This window comes from Actinomadura sp. NTSP31, from assembly GCF_041951385.1.
In the GTDB taxonomy this organism is placed as follows: Bacteria; Actinomycetota; Actinomycetes; order Streptosporangiales; family Streptosporangiaceae; genus Spirillospora; species Spirillospora napierensis.
This window is the reverse complement of sequence record NZ_JBGNUT010000035.1, coordinates 100,129-115,807: the sequence shown is the minus strand read 5'-3', so window position 1 is coordinate 115,807 and position 15,679 is coordinate 100,129. Positions and strand designations below refer to the sequence as shown.

General features: G+C 74.6%; 15 protein-coding genes and 2 rRNA genes. 12 read left to right on the top strand and 5 right to left on the bottom strand.

Annotated features, from left to right (window positions below; all coding sequences use genetic code 11):
• Positions 1-111: ribosomal RNA gene (locus ACA514_RS40700) — 23S ribosomal RNA — on the top strand; the annotation flags it as partial.
• 157 nt (positions 112-268) lie between these two features.
• A 5S ribosomal RNA gene (gene rrf, locus ACA514_RS40695) occupies positions 269-385 on the top strand.
• A 99-nt stretch (positions 386-484) separates the two neighbouring features.
• Here rrf and ACA514_RS40690 read toward each other — a convergent pair.
• Positions 485-2,302 carry a hypothetical protein gene (locus ACA514_RS40690; RefSeq protein WP_375046652.1) on the bottom strand — a complete coding sequence of 606 codons (1,818 nt, stop codon included), beginning with the start codon at positions 2,300-2,302 and terminating at the stop codon, positions 485-487.
• Between ACA514_RS40690 and ACA514_RS40685 the strand changes: the two genes are divergently transcribed.
• Both ACA514_RS40685 and ACA514_RS40680 read left to right on the top strand, forming a co-directional pair.
• Entirely contained in the window at positions 2,255-3,256 is a 1,002-nt protein-coding gene (locus ACA514_RS40685) for a hypothetical protein (RefSeq protein WP_375046651.1), read from the top strand. The genes ACA514_RS40690 and ACA514_RS40685 overlap by 48 nt on opposite strands.
• Positions 3,257-3,389: 133 nt before the next feature.
• Positions 3,390-4,190, top strand: a complete 801-nt coding sequence (locus ACA514_RS40680; protein WP_375046650.1) for an SAM-dependent methyltransferase — start codon at positions 3,390-3,392, stop codon at positions 4,188-4,190.
• 138 nt (positions 4,191-4,328) lie between these two features.
• On the opposite strand, the gene ACA514_RS40675 is transcribed toward ACA514_RS40680, so the two are convergent.
• Genes ACA514_RS40675 through ACA514_RS40665 form a run of 3 tightly spaced genes read right to left on the bottom strand, consistent with a single transcriptional unit; the run spans position 4,329 to position 7,068 of the window.
• A complete protein-coding gene (locus ACA514_RS40675; protein ID WP_375046649.1) occupies positions 4,329-5,264 on the bottom strand; it encodes an MBL fold metallo-hydrolase in 936 nt (311 codons plus the stop codon).
• 56 nt (positions 5,265-5,320) lie between these two features.
• A complete protein-coding gene (locus ACA514_RS40670; RefSeq protein ID WP_375046648.1) occupies positions 5,321-5,728 on the bottom strand; it encodes an NUDIX domain-containing protein in 408 nt (135 codons plus the stop codon).
• Entirely contained in the window at positions 5,725-7,068 is a 1,344-nt protein-coding gene (locus ACA514_RS40665; RefSeq protein WP_375046647.1) for a DUF1015 family protein, read from the bottom strand. The genes ACA514_RS40670 and ACA514_RS40665 overlap by 4 nt, the downstream gene beginning before the upstream one ends.
• Positions 7,069-7,140: 72 nt before the next feature.
• Here ACA514_RS40665 and ACA514_RS40660 point away from each other — a divergent pair, with 72 nt between their 5' ends.
• Together ACA514_RS40660 and ACA514_RS40655 are read left to right on the top strand one after the other, a co-directional pair.
• Positions 7,141-7,584 carry a tetratricopeptide repeat protein gene (locus ACA514_RS40660; RefSeq protein WP_375046646.1) on the top strand — a complete coding sequence of 148 codons (444 nt, stop codon included), beginning with the start codon at positions 7,141-7,143 and terminating at the stop codon, positions 7,582-7,584.
• Positions 7,585-7,653: 69 nt separating this feature from the next.
• A complete protein-coding gene (locus ACA514_RS40655) occupies positions 7,654-8,667 on the top strand; it encodes an HAD-IIA family hydrolase (RefSeq protein WP_375046645.1) in 1,014 nt (337 codons plus the stop codon).
• 25 nt (positions 8,668-8,692) lie between these two features.
• Here ACA514_RS40655 and ACA514_RS40650 read toward each other — a convergent pair whose 3' ends face one another.
• Entirely contained in the window at positions 8,693-9,034 is a 342-nt protein-coding gene (locus tag ACA514_RS40650) for an SCP2 sterol-binding domain-containing protein (RefSeq protein ID WP_375046644.1), read from the bottom strand.
• 113 nt (positions 9,035-9,147) lie between these two features.
• Here ACA514_RS40650 and ACA514_RS40645 point away from each other — a divergent pair, with 113 nt between their 5' ends.
• From ACA514_RS40645 to ACA514_RS40620, 6 genes are all read left to right on the top strand, one after another.
• Positions 9,148-9,516: a hypothetical protein gene (locus tag ACA514_RS40645; protein ID WP_375046643.1), complete on the top strand. Its 369-nt coding sequence runs from the start codon at positions 9,148-9,150 to the stop codon at positions 9,514-9,516.
• 91 nt (positions 9,517-9,607) lie between these two features.
• Positions 9,608-10,405 (top strand): TlyA family RNA methyltransferase, encoded by a 798-nt coding sequence (locus tag ACA514_RS40640; RefSeq protein ID WP_375046642.1) that lies wholly within the window; start codon positions 9,608-9,610, stop codon positions 10,403-10,405.
• Positions 10,406-10,568: 163 nt separating this feature from the next.
• Positions 10,569-11,597, top strand: a complete 1,029-nt coding sequence (locus ACA514_RS40635) for an NAD kinase (RefSeq protein WP_375046641.1) — start codon at positions 10,569-10,571, stop codon at positions 11,595-11,597.
• Between the two features lie 58 nt (positions 11,598-11,655).
• A complete protein-coding gene (recN, locus tag ACA514_RS40630) occupies positions 11,656-13,362 on the top strand; it encodes a DNA repair protein RecN (protein ID WP_375046640.1) in 1,707 nt (568 codons plus the stop codon).
• A gap of 115 nt (positions 13,363-13,477) precedes the next feature.
• Entirely contained in the window at positions 13,478-14,722 is a 1,245-nt protein-coding gene (gene steA, locus ACA514_RS40625) for a putative cytokinetic ring protein SteA (protein ID WP_375046639.1), read from the top strand.
• Positions 14,719-15,675: a copper transporter gene (locus tag ACA514_RS40620; RefSeq protein WP_375046638.1), complete on the top strand. Its 957-nt coding sequence runs from the start codon at positions 14,719-14,721 to the stop codon at positions 15,673-15,675. The genes steA and ACA514_RS40620 overlap by 4 nt, the downstream gene beginning before the upstream one ends.
• Positions 15,676-15,679 lie beyond the last annotated feature (4 nt).

Below are 15,679 nucleotides of genomic sequence, written 5' to 3'. Positions count from 1 at the left end.
ATCTTTGGTGGGGGTAAGGCTCCCAGTAGACGACTGGGTTGATAGGCCGGTGATGGAAGCGCGGTAACGTGTGGAGTCGACCGGTACTAATAGGCCGAGTGGCTTGAACACACGACACGTTCAAGGCAAGTCGCTGTGTGGTGTTCGCGTCCCTGTGTGGTTCCCAGGAAACAACTGGGCAACCCGTTAGTTATAAGTGAAGATCGAGCCTTGCGCTCGGACGAGTCTTCCCGCACCGCCTGTTGAGGGCGGGTGTTGGGGTTGGTCGTTCGGTGGTTATGGCGGAGGGGAAACACCCGGTCCCATTTCGAACCCGGAAGTTAAGCCCTTCAGCGCCGATGGTACTGCATGGGAGACTGTGTGGGAGAGTAGGACGCCGCCGGACTCATATTAGTCGAGGGTCGCCCTCCGATTTTTCGGGGGCGGCCCTCGACGCATGTCATGGACCTGCCAAAGTAGGCTGCAGGAGTCCACGGAACCACCATCAAGAACAGTGACGGACGTGATGAGCGCGGAAGAGGACGGCCGCAGCGACGAGAACCGCGAGCGGCGAGGGAAGAACGGCGGGCGGGGGCCCGGCCCTCGTGGGGGTGCCGGCGGTTCCGGTGCGCGCGGAAGCGGCGGTCCTCGTGGATCCGCGCCCCGCAAGGGCGGTCCCAAGGGTGGACGTCCGAGCACCGGTGGCGGCAGGAGCGATCGCGACGGTCGCGGCCGGCGCGACGACCGGCCGGCCAATCGCCCGTTCCAGGGGAACGACGACCGGCGCGGAGGCGAGGGCAACCCCCGCGATCGGCGTGATGACCGGTTCGGCGGTGGACGCGGCGGCGAGCGCGGAGAGGGTCGCTTCAGCGGTCCTCGCGGCGGCTCCGGTGGCGACCGCCGGTCCGGCGGTCCGCGTGCCGAGGGACGCTTCGGCGGCCCGCGCGGTGGCAGGCCGGGCGAAGGCGGTGGCGGCGGCCCGCGCGGATCTCGTGCGGGCCAGAGCACCGGCGGCGGCCAAGGGCCGCGCGGTGAGAGCCGCGGGGGACGCTTCGGCGGTCCGCGTGGCGGTCAGGGGCCGCGTGGTGAGGGCCGTTTCGGTGGTTCGCAGGGCGGGCGCCGGGACGAGCGGTCTGGTGGGCCGCGCAGCGGTGGCCAAGGGCCGCGCGGTGAAGGCCGCGATGCGCGGTTCGGTGGTGCCCGCGGCGAGCGTCGTGAGGGCGGCTTCGGTGGTCCGCAGGGTGGTCAGGGCTCGCGCGGCGAAGGTCGTGATGCGCGGTCCGGTGGTCCGCGCGGCGAGCGCCGCGAGGGCGGCTTCGGCGGTCCGCGTGGCGGTCAGGGGCCGCGTGGTGAGGGCCGTTTCGGTGGTTCGCAGGGCGGGCGCCGGGACGAGCGGTCCGGTGGGCCGCGCAGCGGTGGCCAAGGGCCGCGTGGCGAAGGCCGGGACACGCGGTTCGGTGGTGCCCGCGGCGAGCGTCGTGAGGGCGGCTTCGGTGGTCCGCAGGGTGGTCAGGGCTCGCGCGGCGAAGGTCGTGATGCGCGCTTCGGTGGTCCGCGCGGCGAGCGCCGCGAGGGCGGCTTCGGTGGTCCGCGTGGCGGACAAGGCCCGCGTGGTGAAGGTCGTTTCGGTGGTTCGCAGGGCGGGCGCCGGGACGAGCGGTCCGGTGGGCCGCGCGGCGAGGGACGTGAAGCGCGCTTCGACGGTCCGCGTCGGGAAGGTCGTGAAGGCGGCTTCAGCGGGCCGCGCAGCGGTGGTCAAGGGCCGAGCGGCGAAGGTCGTGATGCGCGGTCCGGTGGTCCGCGCGGCGAGCGTCGTGAGGGCGGCTTCGGCAGTCCGCGTGGCGGCCAGGGCCCGCGTGGTGAGGGGCGCTCCGGTGGTCCCGGCGGGGAGCGCCGCGAGGGTGGTTTCGGTGGCGGACGTGGGCCGCGCGGCGAGGGCCGCTCTGGCGGGCCCCGCGGGGGCCGACCCGGTGGCGGGCAGGGCGAGCGCAGGTTCCAGGACCGCGACCAGCGCGGCGGCCGTCCCGGTGGAGCCCGGCCGGAGCGGTCCGGGCCGCGTCGGTTCGAGGGCGATCGCGACAGGCCCCGGGGAAACCGTGACGGCGGGTTCGGGGGCAGGCGGCCCGAGGCGGCCGAGCGCGAACGTCCCGCCCCCAAGCACGACGACCCGCTGCTGCCCGACGACGTCACCGGCGAGGAGCTGGACGTCGACGCGCGCGCCGAGCTGCGGACGCTGCCGAAGGACCTGGCGACGCGGGTCGCGCGCCATCTCGTGATGGCCGGGCGGCTCGCCGAGGACGAGCCGGAGCAGGCGTACAAGCACGCCCGCACCGCGCGCCGCCTGGCGTCCCGCGTCGGCATCGTCCGGGAGGCCGCCGGCATCGCCGCCTACCAGACGGGCGACTGGGCCGAGGCGCTCGCCGAACTGCGGGCGGCGCGCAGGCTCGGCGCGGGCGACGACTCGTACCTGCCCGTCATGGCCGACTGCGAGCGCGGCCTCGGCCGTCCCGAACGCGCCCTCGACGTGATCAAGTCGCCGGAGGCGGACCGGCTCGACCAGATGGGGTTCGTGGAGCTGCGCATCGTCGAGTCGGGCGTGCGCCGCGACCTCGGCCAGTACGACGCGGCCGTGGTGACGCTGCAGATCCCCGAACTCCGCGACCGGCGCCTGAAGCCGTGGTCGGCGCGGCTGTTCTACGCCTACGCGGACGCGCTCGTGGAGGCCGGCCGCGAGAGCGAGGCGTCCGACTGGTTCGCGCGCGCCGCCGCCGCCGACCGCGACGGTGAGACCGACGCCGCCGAACGGTACGCGGAACTCGAAGGTCTCCACATCGTCGACACCGAGGAGGGCGAGGAGGAGCCCGCCGAGGAGGGCGGGGAGGAGAGCGCCGAGGACGCCGCCGCGCCAGAGGAGGCCGAGGAGCCCGCGGTGGACGTCGATCGGGCCCCGGACGGCGTGCCGGCACCTGAGGAGCTGGCCGTGGAGGTGCCTGCGGAGGAGCCGGACGAGCTGCAGGCGCCGGACGAGCCCGTGGACGAGCCCGAGGAGCCCGAGGAGCCGGAAGCGCCAGAAGCACCAGAAGTGCCGGAGATCGTCACCGCGACGGACTTCCAGTTCAAGCCCGCGGACCCGGAGATCCTGGAGCCGTCGCCGGAGCAGGCCCCCGAGGCTCCCGCGGTGTTCCTGGAGCCGAAGACCGTCGGGCCCGAGCACCCCGTCGAGCCCGGGCGCCCCGCGGGGGACCAGGACGACGAGGAGCCGCCGGCCGGCGAGTGACCTCCCGCGTTGGGTTTCCGGACCGACCGCCGTAGTCCGTTCGGAAACCCAACGCGCAGGCGCTTGCAGCCAGAACCGGCCGAAATGCCGGAAAAACGATCTTTCTCCGAGGTGCGCGGTTAGGCTGTGCCGCATGACCGGCGAGGAAGAGATCGCGCCCCAGGGGATCGACGTCGCGACCCCGCACATCGCGCGGATCTACGACTATTGGCTCGGCGGCAAGGACAACTTCGCCTCCGACCGGGCGGCCGCGGAGCAGGTGATGCTCGCGACCCCGACGATCAAGCCGGGCGTCACCGCGAACCGGGCCTTCCTGAGCCGGGCCGTGCGGCACATGGTCGGGGAGGGCGTCGCCCAGTTCCTCGACATCGGCACGGGCATCCCCACCGCGAACAACACGCACATGGTGGCGCAGGACGCCGATCCCAAGAGCCGGGTCGTCTACGTCGACAACGATCCGATCGTGCTCGTCCACGCTAGGGCGCTGCTGTCCGGCGTCACCGCGCCCACGTCGTTCGTGGACGCCGACCTGCGCGACACCGGCCGGATCCTGGAGGAGGCCGCGCGCCTGCTCGACTTCGACCGCCCCGTCGGGCTGCTGCTGATCGCGGTGCTGCACTGCGTCCCGGACGACGACGATCCGCGCGGCATCGTCCGCACGCTCCTGGACGCCCTGGCCCCCGGCAGCTTCCTCGCCATCACCCATCCCGGGATCGACCAGCTGCCCGAGCAGATGGCGGCCGCGGAGGACGCCCTCACCAAGGCGATGGGCTTCCGGGTGACCTTCCGCACCCATGAGGGAGTCAGCGCGTTCTTCTCGGGACTCGACCTTCTCGACCCTGGCGTCGTGCCGCTCCAGGACTGGCGTCCGGCCCCGGACGCCCTCCCGACCGCGACGACGGGCATGTGGGGCGGCGTCGCGCGCAAGCCGTGACCGCCCCAAGGCGGCGCCTGAAGGCACTCGATGCGGAGCGGGCGGGGGGCGAGCCGTAGCCCGCAGGGCGTCCGGGCGGCGATGCGGACCTGCCCGCGTAGGGACAGGTCCGTGCCCGGATTCAGCGGCCCGGCGATGTCACGCGTGCCGGTCCAAGGCGTGCATGATGCCTGCGACGTTGTTGGCGGGGCTGTTCAGCACGTCGTATTTGGCGGCCAGTTCCGGGTCGAGATCGGCGTTGTTGATGGCGTAGCGGTCCTTGGTGCGCTCCACCACCATCGCGACGGCGTGGTCGAGTTCGAGGCCCTGGTCCTTGGCGGCGCGGACGGCGTCGACCCACACGCGCAACTCCTCGGCGGAGCGCTCCAGCGTGCTCTCGACCTCGGTCACGGGTCCGTAGTGCGCGAACAGCAGCCGCTGCGGCCCGAGGTCGCGGAACTTGCCGAGCGACGCCAGCGCCGTGTCGAGGTCGAAGTCGGGCGGCGGGGTGGCGGGCCGGACGTCGGCGGTCTCGGGGATGTAGATGCCGGCGGCGTCGCCCACGTACAGGTCGCCGGTGCCGGAGTCGACCAGGCCGACGTGGTGCTTGGCGTGGCCGGGGGAGTAGTGCGACTCCAGCCGGCGGCCGCCGCCGAGGTCGATGACGCCGGTGTCCTCGACGGCGCGGATGCGCGCGGCGTCGGTCGGCTTCAGCTCGCCGAACAGGGTGTCGAGGGCGTCGCCCCAGACCATGCGGGCGCTGCGCATGAGGCGGGACGGGTCGGCGAGGTGCCGGGCGCCCTTCTCGTGCACCACGATCTCCGCCTGCGGGTACAGCCCGGCGATGTCGCCGACGCCGCCCGCGTGGTCCAGGTGGATGTGGGTGACCACCACGCTCGCGAGGTCGTCCGCGCCGACGCCGAGTTCGGTCAGCGCCTGCCGCACGACGGGCGCCGAGCCCGCGGTCCCCGGTTCGATCAGGCACGGCCGGTCGGAGCGGATCAGGTACGCGGCGGTGATGCCGGAGTGCCCCGCCAGCATGGTGTCGATCTCGTAGACGTCTCCGCCGAGCGGCGTGATGTTGGAGGAGTCCATGGGCAGATCATCGCGCCCGGCGGCCCGCCCGGGCCACCCGGGGCGGTAGGGACGGGTCAGCGCAGGCGGCCGGCGGCGTGCAGGTCGTCGAAGATCAGTTGGTCGACGGGCGACACCCGGTCGCGGTCGGCGTATCCGAGCCAGGCGATCTCCTCGATCTCGCTGCTGGCCGCCGGCGTGCCGGTGTAATCGGCGGTGTAGCAGGTCATCCGTACGGTGACGCCGCCCGCGTGCCCGTGCGCCTGCGCCTCCCAGGTGCCGAGGTGGGCGGCCGTCTCCGGCAGCACGTCGACGGTCAGCTCCTCCTTGATCTCGCGGGCGAGGGTCTGCGCGTCGGACTCGCCGGGCTCGCGCTTGCCGCCGGGCAGGTAGTGGACGTCCTTGCCGCGCGAGCGCGTGCTGAGGACGCGGCCGTCGTCCAGCAGGATCCAGGCGATCTTGTCGATCAGGCGTCGGTCGGTCATCGCTGCCTTTCCGGGTCGAGGAGGCGCAGCACGAGGCCCGTGCGGGGCTTCGGGCCGAACGAGGTGGACTTGCGCGGCACCCGCTCGCCGCCGTTGGCGACGGCCAGGACGTCCTCGACCTCCAGCGGGTTGAGCACGACGGCGGTGCCGCCCGCGCGGCGGGCGCGGTCGAGGGCGGCGGACGGGTCGTCGTGGACGACCTCGATGGCGTTCTCGTTCTCGGGGACGTTCCACAGGCTCGCGATGAGGAGGTGGTCGAGGATCGCGGTGTCCAGGCCGCGCCAGCGCGGCGAGTGCCCGGACGGCATCACGCGGGCGAGCGCGGCGGGATCGGGGTCGGTGAGCAGGTGCAGCCCGTCGCCGCCCCCCAGCAGGAACGCCGGGCCCCGCGCGTCGCCCAGCGCCCGCACGGCCCGGCTCTCGTTGTCGAAGGCGGTGACGGTGAACGCCCCCCGCGCGCGCTCGACGGCGGCGGCGGGAGCCAGGCCCGGCAGGACCCGGTGGATCGCGCCGAGATGCGGCGGGAAGCGCGTGGAGTCGACGAGCAGCGCCATTCCCCGGTCCCACGGGCCCGGGCCGTCCCCGGCGGCGTGGTGGCGCGCCTGCAGCGCGCGGTAGGTGGCGTAGCGGTGGTGGCCGTCGGCGATCAGCGCCTGCTTGCCGCGCAGGTCGGCGGCGATGCGGGCGTGGAGGGCCGGGTCGGTGATGCGCCACAGCCGGTGCGTGAGGCCGTCGTCGGCGTGGAAGCCCAGCAGCGGCGCCTCCCGCACCGCGCCGTCGATGATCCGGGCCGCGTCGCCGCCGCCCTCGTACACCAGGAAGATCGGTTCGAGGTTCGCGCGGGCCGCCGCCATCAGTGCGAGCCGGTCGCGGACCGGGCCGGGGAACACGTTCTCGTGCGGCAGCACGACCCGGTCGGCCTCCGCGCGCAGCCCGAGCGCGCCGATCAGGCCCCGCTGCAGGACCGTGCCGCCCTTGGCCGCCTCGTAGACGTACAGGGCCGGCTCGCGGTCGGTGGCGAGCACGCCCTCGGCGAGCCAGCGGCGCAGCGTCTCGCCCGCCTCCCGGTAGCTCTCCCCGGCGGCGCGCGGCATGTTCAGCCGGACGATGTTGTGCCCGCCGCCCGACAGCAGCCGGCCGACCTCCGCGTCGTCCACCAGGTCGTAGGGCGGCGTGGTGACGGCGGCCAGGTCACCCGCCACCTCCGGGACGAAGCGGACGCCGCGGAACGGCGCCAGCTCCAGCCCGCCGCCCGTCGCGGGCCCCGCGGACCCGAAGATCCGGGCGCTGAACTGTTCCGGTCCGAGCCCGGAGGGGAGGTCGTCGTCCACTGTGGGCATGGTAATCAGCGACGGGCCCCCGCGCGCCGGCCGGGTACCGTCGTGGCGATCGAGGTCCGTTGGGAGGTCCACATGAGTGTTGAAGGACCGGGGCGTCCGGACGATTCCCAGGGCGACGAACCGGGCGAGCATCCCGCCGCCCCGGGCGGCGGAGTGTACGAGTGGTACACCCGGGGCCTGGAACTGCTCCGCTCCGGCAGCGCGGCGGCCGCCCTGCAGCTGCTGGCGCGGGCGGCGGAGGCCGAGCCGGGCTCGCACAGCATCCGGGAGGCGCTCGCCCGGGCGCAGTTCGGGGCGCGGCAGTTCGGCGCGGCGGCCGCGAGCTTCCAGAGCATCGTCGAGGAGGAGCCCGCGGAGGACTACGCGCGCTTCGGGTTAGGGTTGTCGCTCAGCCGGATGGGCGACTTCGAGGGCGCGGTCGAGCATCTCGCGCTCGCGGCGGCCATGCGTCCGGAGAACCAGGACTACGCGCGGGCGCTGCGGCACGCCCGGGCGACCCTCGCGTTCCGCAGGTGACCCCCGGCCCCCCGAACAAGGCTGTCCCCCCCTGATAAGGCTGTGCCCCCCGATTTCGAGGAGCGTGCGATGAAGGGCAGTGACCGTCCCCTGAGCGAGGCGTACGACGTCGCCCTGCTGGACCTCGACGGCGTCGTGTACACCGGGCGGCGGCCCGTCCCCGCGGCGGCCGAATCGCTCGCCAAGGCCCGCGCGGCGGGGCAGCGGCTGGCGTTCGTGACCAACAACGCGTCGCGGACGCCGTCGGCGGTGGCCGCGCTCCTCAACGACGTCGGCGTGCCTGCACGGGCCGACGACGTGGTGACCTCCGCGCAGGCCGCCGCTCGGCTGCTGGCCGAGCGCCTGCCCGCGGGGTCGGAGGTGCTGGTGGTCGGCGGGATGGGGCTGCGGCACGCCCTGTACGCGCGGGGCCTGCGCCCGGTGTCGGTCGCGTCCGCGCGTCCCGCCGCCGTGGTGCAGGGCTACGACCCGCGGCTGTCGTACGGGGAGCTGTCGGAGGGCGCCCAGGCGGTCGCCATGGGCGCCCTCTTCGTCGGCTCCAACCGCGACCTGACGATCCCGGGCGGCGGCGGGCCGCTGCACCCCGGCAACGGCGCGCTGCTGCGCGTGATCAGCTCGTCCACCGGCGTCGAGCCGATCGTCACGGGCAAGCCCGAGCGGCCGCTGCACCGGGAGTCGATCATACGGACGGGGGCGGAGCGGCCCCTGGTCGTCGGCGACCGGCTCGACACCGACATCGAGGGCGCCCACAACGGCGGCGCCGACAGCCTGCTCGTCTTCACCGGCGTGACCGACCACCTGCAGGCCCTCACCGCGCCCCCGAACCACCGCCCCGCCTACCTGGCGCACGACCTGACCGGCCTGCTCGTCCCGCATCCCGAGGTGGCGCGGGACGGCGGCCGGCACTCGTGCGGCGGCTGGACGGTGCGGCGGGACGGCGACCGGTTCGAGACCACCGGCGGCGGCGAGCCCTACGACGGCCTGCGCGCCCTGGCGTCCGCCGCCTGGGAGGACGCGGCCCCGCCGGCGGCGGAGGCGCTCAGCGGCGCCCTGGACGCCCTGGGGCTGCCCCGCCTGCGCTGACGGGCGCCGCCTTCCGCGCGGCCGCTCACAGCAGCCGGCGCAGCCGCAGCAGGTCGAAGACGCTCGCCTCGACCCTGAGGCGGCCGGCCGCCCACGCCGTGGCCGGGTTCAGCTCGTCGTGCGCCAGGGCGACGAGGTCGTCGCTGTCCACGGTGAGGCGGACCTGCGCGGCGGCGGGGTCGGCGGCGGGCTCGAACGGGTCCAGCCCGCCCACGTGCAGCCGGGTGCGGTAGGCCACCCCGAGGTCGGGGATGCGGCAGCTGATCGTGCGCTCGACGACGTGCTCGGCGAGCCGGTCGGCGTCCACCTCCGCCAGCCGCGCCGCGATGCGGTCGAGCGCCGTCCGGCAGTCGTCCTCGTTCGCCATGGTCAGGCAGTTCCCCGTTCGGTCGGCAAGGATGTCGTCCTGGGACGGTAGCGTTCGCGGTGGGGCTGCGGCGACTCGCCGCCCGCCCAGGGGAGTCCAGGGAGGTACACGTGATGTCCGACGAGCCCGCGGCGACGCCGGAGCCGGCGCCGGCCCGGGCGCCCGTCTGGGCGCCTGTCTCGTCGGCCGGCGCGGGTCCCGGCGCGCGGCCGGATCTCCCGTCCGCGCCGCCGCCCGAGCCCACCGGCGACCCGCGGGTCGACGAGGTCGTCGCGCGCCTCGGCGAGCTGGCCGGGCGGCCCGTCCCCGAGCATGTGGAGATCTTCGAGGACGTCCACCAGCGGCTGCAGGACCTGCTGGCCGGTGCCGAACGCGCGGAAGGCCCGTCCGGCCCGTCCGGCTCGTCTGGCTCGTCCGGCCCGCCGGGGCCGCCCGCGCCGCGCCGCCCCGTCTTCCCCGACACCCTGCGTCCCCGCCCGTGAGCCCACTACCGAGAAGCCCGATCGTGAACGGCACCGCCCTGCGAAACCTGCCGCGGGGCGGCGGGTCGCGCCTGCCTCTGGGGGCGGGGCGATGAGGCGGCGGCTGGACGCCGAACTGGTGCGGCGCAAGCTCGCCCGGTCGCGCGAGCACGCGAGCACGCTGATCGCCGACGGGCGCGTCCGGGTCGGCGGGCAGCGGGCCGCCAAACCGGCCACGCAGGTGGAGACGGGCGCGGCGATCGTCGTCGACGAGGCCGGGGCCGGCCCGGAGTACGTCTCGCGCGGCGGGCACAAGCTCGCCGGCGCGCTGAAGGCGTTCGAGGGCCTGGAGGCGAAGGGCCGCGTGTGCCTGGACGCGGGCGCCTCGACCGGCGGCTTCACCGACGTGCTGCTGCGCGCGGGCGCCGCGCACGTGTACGCGGTCGACGTCGGGTACGGGCAGATCGCATGGTCGCTGCGGACGGACGAGCGGGTGACGGTGATGGAGCGGGTCAACATCCGCGACCTGGAGCCCGGCATGCTCGGCGGCGCGCGGCCCGGGCTGGTGGTGGGCGACCTGTCGTTCATCTCGCTGAAGCTGGTCCTCGGCCCCGTCCAGGGGTGCGCCGCCCCGGACGCCGACTACGCGCTCATGGTGAAGCCGCAGTTCGAGGTCGGCAGGGACCGGGTCGGCGCCGGCGGCGTCGTCCGCGAGCCGGAGCTGCGCGCCGAGGCGGTCCGCGGTGTCGCCGGGCACGCCGCGGCGCTCGGGCTCGGCGTGCGCGGCGTGACCGCGAGCCCGCTGCCCGGGCCGTCGGGGAACGTGGAGTACTTCCTGTGGTTGCGCGCCGGCGCGCCGCCGCTGGACGACGCCGACCTGGAGAGGGCGATCACGGAGGGCCCGCAGTGATCGCGCGGGTGGGCACGGCCGTACAGATGGGCGCCGCCGTACAGAGGGCGTCCGAGAACACGACCGCCCGGAAGAGGCCGTGCGCTCCGGGAACGTCCGCACACCGGGCGTTCGTCGACAGGACGTCGGTCCGCCGGGTCGGGCCGGGGAGTGGGGCGAGGGTATGAGCAAGAGGTCGGTGCTGGTCGTGGCGCACACCGGGCGGCCGGAGGCGGTCCGCAGCGCCCAGCTGGTCATCGAGCGCCTCAGCGCGGCCGGGATCTGCGTCCGGGTGCTGGACCGCGAGGCCGAGGACATCGGCTGCGCCGGCGTCGACGTGATGCCGAGCACGGCGGCCGCCGCCGAGGGCGCCGAGGTGGTGATGGTGCTCGGCGGCGACGGGACGCTGCTGCGCGCCGCCGACCTCACCCGCGCGTCCGGGACGGCGCTGCTCGGGGTGAACCTCGGGCACGTCGGGTTCCTCGCCGAGGCCGAGCGGGACGACCTCGCGGCCACCGTCGACCGGGTGGTGACCCGCCGCTACGACGTCGAGGAGCGGATGACGATCGACGTCACCGTCCGCCGCAACGGCACCCTGATGGGAGCGACGTGGGCGCTGAACGAGGCCAGCATCGAGAAGGCCGAGCGGGAGCGGATGCTGGAGGTGGTCGCCGAGATCGACGGGCGGCCGCTGTCGAACTGGGGCTGCGACGGCGTCGTGTGCGCCACGCCGACCGGGTCGACGGCCTACGCGTTCTCCGCCGGCGGGCCGGTCGTGTGGCCGGAGGTCGAGGCGATGCTGGTGGTGCCGATCAGCGCGCACTCGCTGTTCGCCCGCCCGCTGGTGGTGTCGCCGCGCTCGCTGGTGGCCGTGGAGGTGCTCGCGGACACCCCGCGGGCGGTGCTGTGGTGCGACGGGCAGCGGACGCTCGACCTGCCGCCCGGCGCGCGGGTCGAGGTGCGCCGCGGCGCCGAGCCGGTGCGGCTGGCCCGGCTGCACCTCACCCCGTTCACCGACCGGCTCGTCACCAAGTTCGGGCTTCCGGTGACCGGCTGGCGCGGCCGGGTCCGGCAGCCCGCGACGCCGTCCCCGGCCGAGGAGGCTCCGCAGGTCACCGGGGTCGAGACCATCGGCGGCGGCACCGGGATCGCGCCGCGGGCGGGCGATCTCGCCGACACCGACGGGGGAGCGTCCGGCGGGCAGAGGGGATAATCTCCACAGGCGCTGATCGGGGATCTGTTTGCGGAGGGTTGTGACGCTGGTGCGTCCGATGGTCGATGAGGTGCGGATCCAGGGCCTCGGTGTGATCGACGAGGCCGTGCTCGATCTGTCGCCGGGGTTCAACGTGGTGACCGGTGAGACCGGGGCCGGCAAGACCATGGTGGTGACCAGCCTGGGGCTGCTGTTCGGCGGCCGCGCCGACCCGCAGCGGGTCCGCCCGGGTGCCGGCCGCGCCACCGTGGAGGGGCGGATCGTGGTCGACCCGGGCGGCCGGGTCGTCGAGCGCGTCGAGGAGGCCGGCGGCGAGCTGGACGAGGGCGCGCTGATCGTGACCCGGTCGGTGTCGGCGGAGGGGCGCTCGCGGGCGTTCCTCGGCGGCCGCTCCGTCCCGGTGAGCGTGCTGATCAACCTCGCCGACGACCTGGTCGCCGTGCACGGCCAGTCCGACCAGCAGCGGCTGCTGCAGTCCGGGCGGCAGCGCGGCGCGCTGGACCGGTACGCGGGCGCCGCGCTCACCAAGCCGATGCGCGCCTACACCAAGGCCTACCAGCGGCACCGGCAGGTCAGCGCGCTGCTGGACGAGCTGACCACGCGGTCGCGGGAGCGGGCGCAGGAGGCGGACGTGCTCCGCTTCGGCCTGGAGGAGATCGAGAAGGTCGACCCCAAGGACGGTGAGGACGCCGACCTCGCCGCCGAGGAGGAGCGGCTCGGGCACGCCGACGCGCTGCGCGGCGCCGCCGACACCGCGCACGAGGCGCTGCTCGGCGACGCGGCCGACGCGCTGGAGGCCGCGAACGTGACGAGCCTGCTGGGCCGGGCCCGCAACGCGCTGGAGGCCGTCCGCGGGCACGACGCGGAGCTCGCGGCGCTCGCCGACCGGCTCGCCGAGGCCGGCTACCTGGTCTCCGACGTCGGCACCGACCTGGCGTCCTACGCCGAGTCCGTGGACGCCGACCCGACCCGGCTCGCGGTCGTCCAGGAGCGGCGCGCCGAGCTGACCTCGCTGGTCCGCAAGTACGGCGGCGAGGAGGGGACGGCCGCGGCGGTGCTGGAGTGGGCGCGCCGGTCGGCCGCACGGCTCACCGAGCTGGAGGGCGACGACGACCGCATCGAGGAGCTGCGCGCCGAGCACGCCGAGCTGGCCGAGCGGCTCGCCGCCGAGGCGGCGGAGCTGACCGCCGTCCGCACCCGCGCCGCCGAGCGGTTCTCCGAGGCCGTCACCGCGGAGCTGACCGCGCTGGCGATGCCGCACGCCCGCGTCGTGGTGACGGTCGCGCCGACCGGCGACTACGGCCCGCACGGCGTCGACGAGGTGGAGGTGCGGCTCGCCCCGCACCCCGGCGCGCCGCCGCTGCCGCTGCACAAGGGCGCCTCGGGCGGCGAGCTGTCCCGGGTGATGCTGGCGATCGAGGTGGTGTTCGCCGGCGCCGACCCCGTCCCCACGTTCGTGTTCGACGAGGTCGACGCGGGCGTCGGCGGCAAGGCGGCGGTGGAGATCGGCCGCCGGCTGGCGCGGCTGGCCCGCAACGCGCAGGTGATCGTCGTCACGCACCTGCCGCAGGTCGCCGCGTTCGCCGACCAGCACCTGCTGGTGGAGAAGTCCGACGACGGCACCGTGACCCGCAGCGGCGTCACCGCGCTGGACCGGGAGGGCCGGATCCGGGAGCTGTCCCGGATGCTCGCCGGGCTGGAGGACTCCGAGCTCGGCCGGGCGCACGCCGAGGAACTGCTGGCCATGGCCGCCGAGGAACGCTAGACGCGTCCGCGAACAGGGGGAACGGACAAGTGAACACGGTGGGCGACGGTGCGGACACGCCCCGTCGATCGTCCCTGCGGCTCTTTACTCCCGTGCTCTGGCAGGATGGCAGGCGATGAACGAACCGGCTCCCACCACCGAGCGGCGCGCCCGGCTGACGCAGCGGCTGACGCTGCCGCGCCGCGTGCTGGCGCTCGGCCGCGGCCGGGACGACGGCCGGCCCGGGGTCAGCGCGACCGTCCGGCTGGACCGCCGCACCAAGGACCTGACCAAGCGGCTGCAGCCCGGCGAGGTCGCCGTCATCGACCATGTCGACCTCGACCGGGTCAGCGCCGAGGCGCTGGTGTCGTGCCAGGTCGGCGCCGTGGTGAACGTCGCGCCGAGCATCTCCGGGCGGTACCCGAACCTCGGCCCGCAGATCCTGGTGGACGCCGGCGTCCCGCTCGTCGACGACGTCGGCCCGGAGATCTTCGGCAAGCTGCACGAGGGCGACCAGGTCCGGGTCGAGGGCCCGTCGGTCTACCACGGCGAGGACGTCGTCGCCAAGGGCACCGAGCAGACCGCCGAGACCGTCGAGACGGCGCTCACCGAGGCCAAGGCGGGCCTCGCCAGCCAGCTCGAGGCGTTCGTCGCCAACACGATGGAGTACGTCAAGCGCGAGCGCGACCTGCTCATCGACGGCGTCGGCGTGCCCGAGATCGCCACGAAGATCAACGGCCGGCACGCGCTGATCGTCGTCCGCGGCTACCACTACCGCGAGGACATCGCGACCCTGCGGCCCTACATCCGCGAGTACCGGCCGGTGCTGATCGGGGTGGACGGCGGCGCCGACGCGCTGCTGGAGGCCGGCTACCGCCCCGACATGATCGTCGGCGACATGGACTCGGTCTCCGACGACGCGCTGACCTGCGGCGCGGAGATCGTCGTGCACGCCTACCGGGACGGCCGCGCGCCCGGCCTGAAGCGCGTCCACGAGCTCGGCCAGGAGGCGGTGGTGTTCCCCGCCACCGCCACCAGCGAGGACATCGCGATGCTGCTCGCCGACGACAAGGGCGCGACCCTGATCGTCGCCGTCGGCACGCACGCCAACATGGTGGAGTTCCTCGACAAGGGCCGCGCCGGCATGGCCAGCACGTTCCTCACCCGGCTGCGGGTGGGCAGCAAGCTCGTCGACGCCAAGGGCGTCTCCCGGCTGTACCGCAGCCGGATCTCCACCTGGTCGCTGCTGTTCCTCGTCCTCGGCGCGTTCGTCGCCATCGTCACCGCCGTCGCCATGTCCCCGGCGGGGGACGTCATCAGTCCCCTGCTGGCCGACCGCTGGCACGCCTTCGTCTTCTGGCTGACCGGACTCTTCACGTGATCGATTTCCGCTATCACCTCGTCTCCATCGTCGCGATCTTCCTCGCGCTGGCGCTCGGCATCGTGCTGGGCTCCACCACCCTGTCGAACTCGGTCGGCGACACCCTGCGCAAGCAGGCCAACTCGGCGGCCAAGAGCGCCCAGGAGGCCCGGGTCGCCCAGCGCCGGCTGCAGACCCAGCTGAAGGGGGAGGAGCAGTTCGGCCACGCGCTGTCGCCGCAGATCGTGGCGGACCGGCTCAAGGGCCAGTCCGTCGTCATGATCGAGACGCCGGGCGCGGGCAAGGACGGCATCGACCAGGTCAGCGAGCTGGCCAAGGACGCGGGCGCCGCCGTCACCGGCCGGGTCACGATCCAGAACAAGCTGCTTGACGACGACCAGCAGAGCACGCTGGACGAGCTGGCCACCCAGCTGAAGAGCGACGGGGTGACGTTCCCGTCGGACGCGACCCCCTACGGCAAGGCGGGCGCGGTGCTGGCCGACGCGCTGCTCACCCGGGACCCGGCGAAGGCCGGCCGCGAGGACGCCGCCGGCGGCGCGGTGCTCAGCGGCTTCAAGCAGGCGGGCTACATCACCACCAGCGGCAAGCCCGGCCAGCACGCCACCCTCGCCGTCCTGGTCGCGCCGGCCAACCCGTACGCCTACGACGGCGGCGACCAGGACAACAAGGCACTGATCTCGCTGGCCTCCGCACTCGACGGCGCCGGTCGCGGTACCGTCGTCGGTGGCCCGCTGACCTCCGCGCAGGAGGGCGGGCTGATCGCGGCGCTGCGTGACTCCGACGCCGGCGACTCGGTCTCCGCCGTCGACGCGGTGGACACCTCGTCCGGGCAGGTCGTGACGATCCTGGCGCTGCAGAACGAGCTGAACGGCAAGTCCGGACAGTACGGGACGGGCGCCGGCGCGAGCGGCTACCTGCCCTCGCCCGCGCCCACGGCGGGGAAGAGCGGGTGACCTG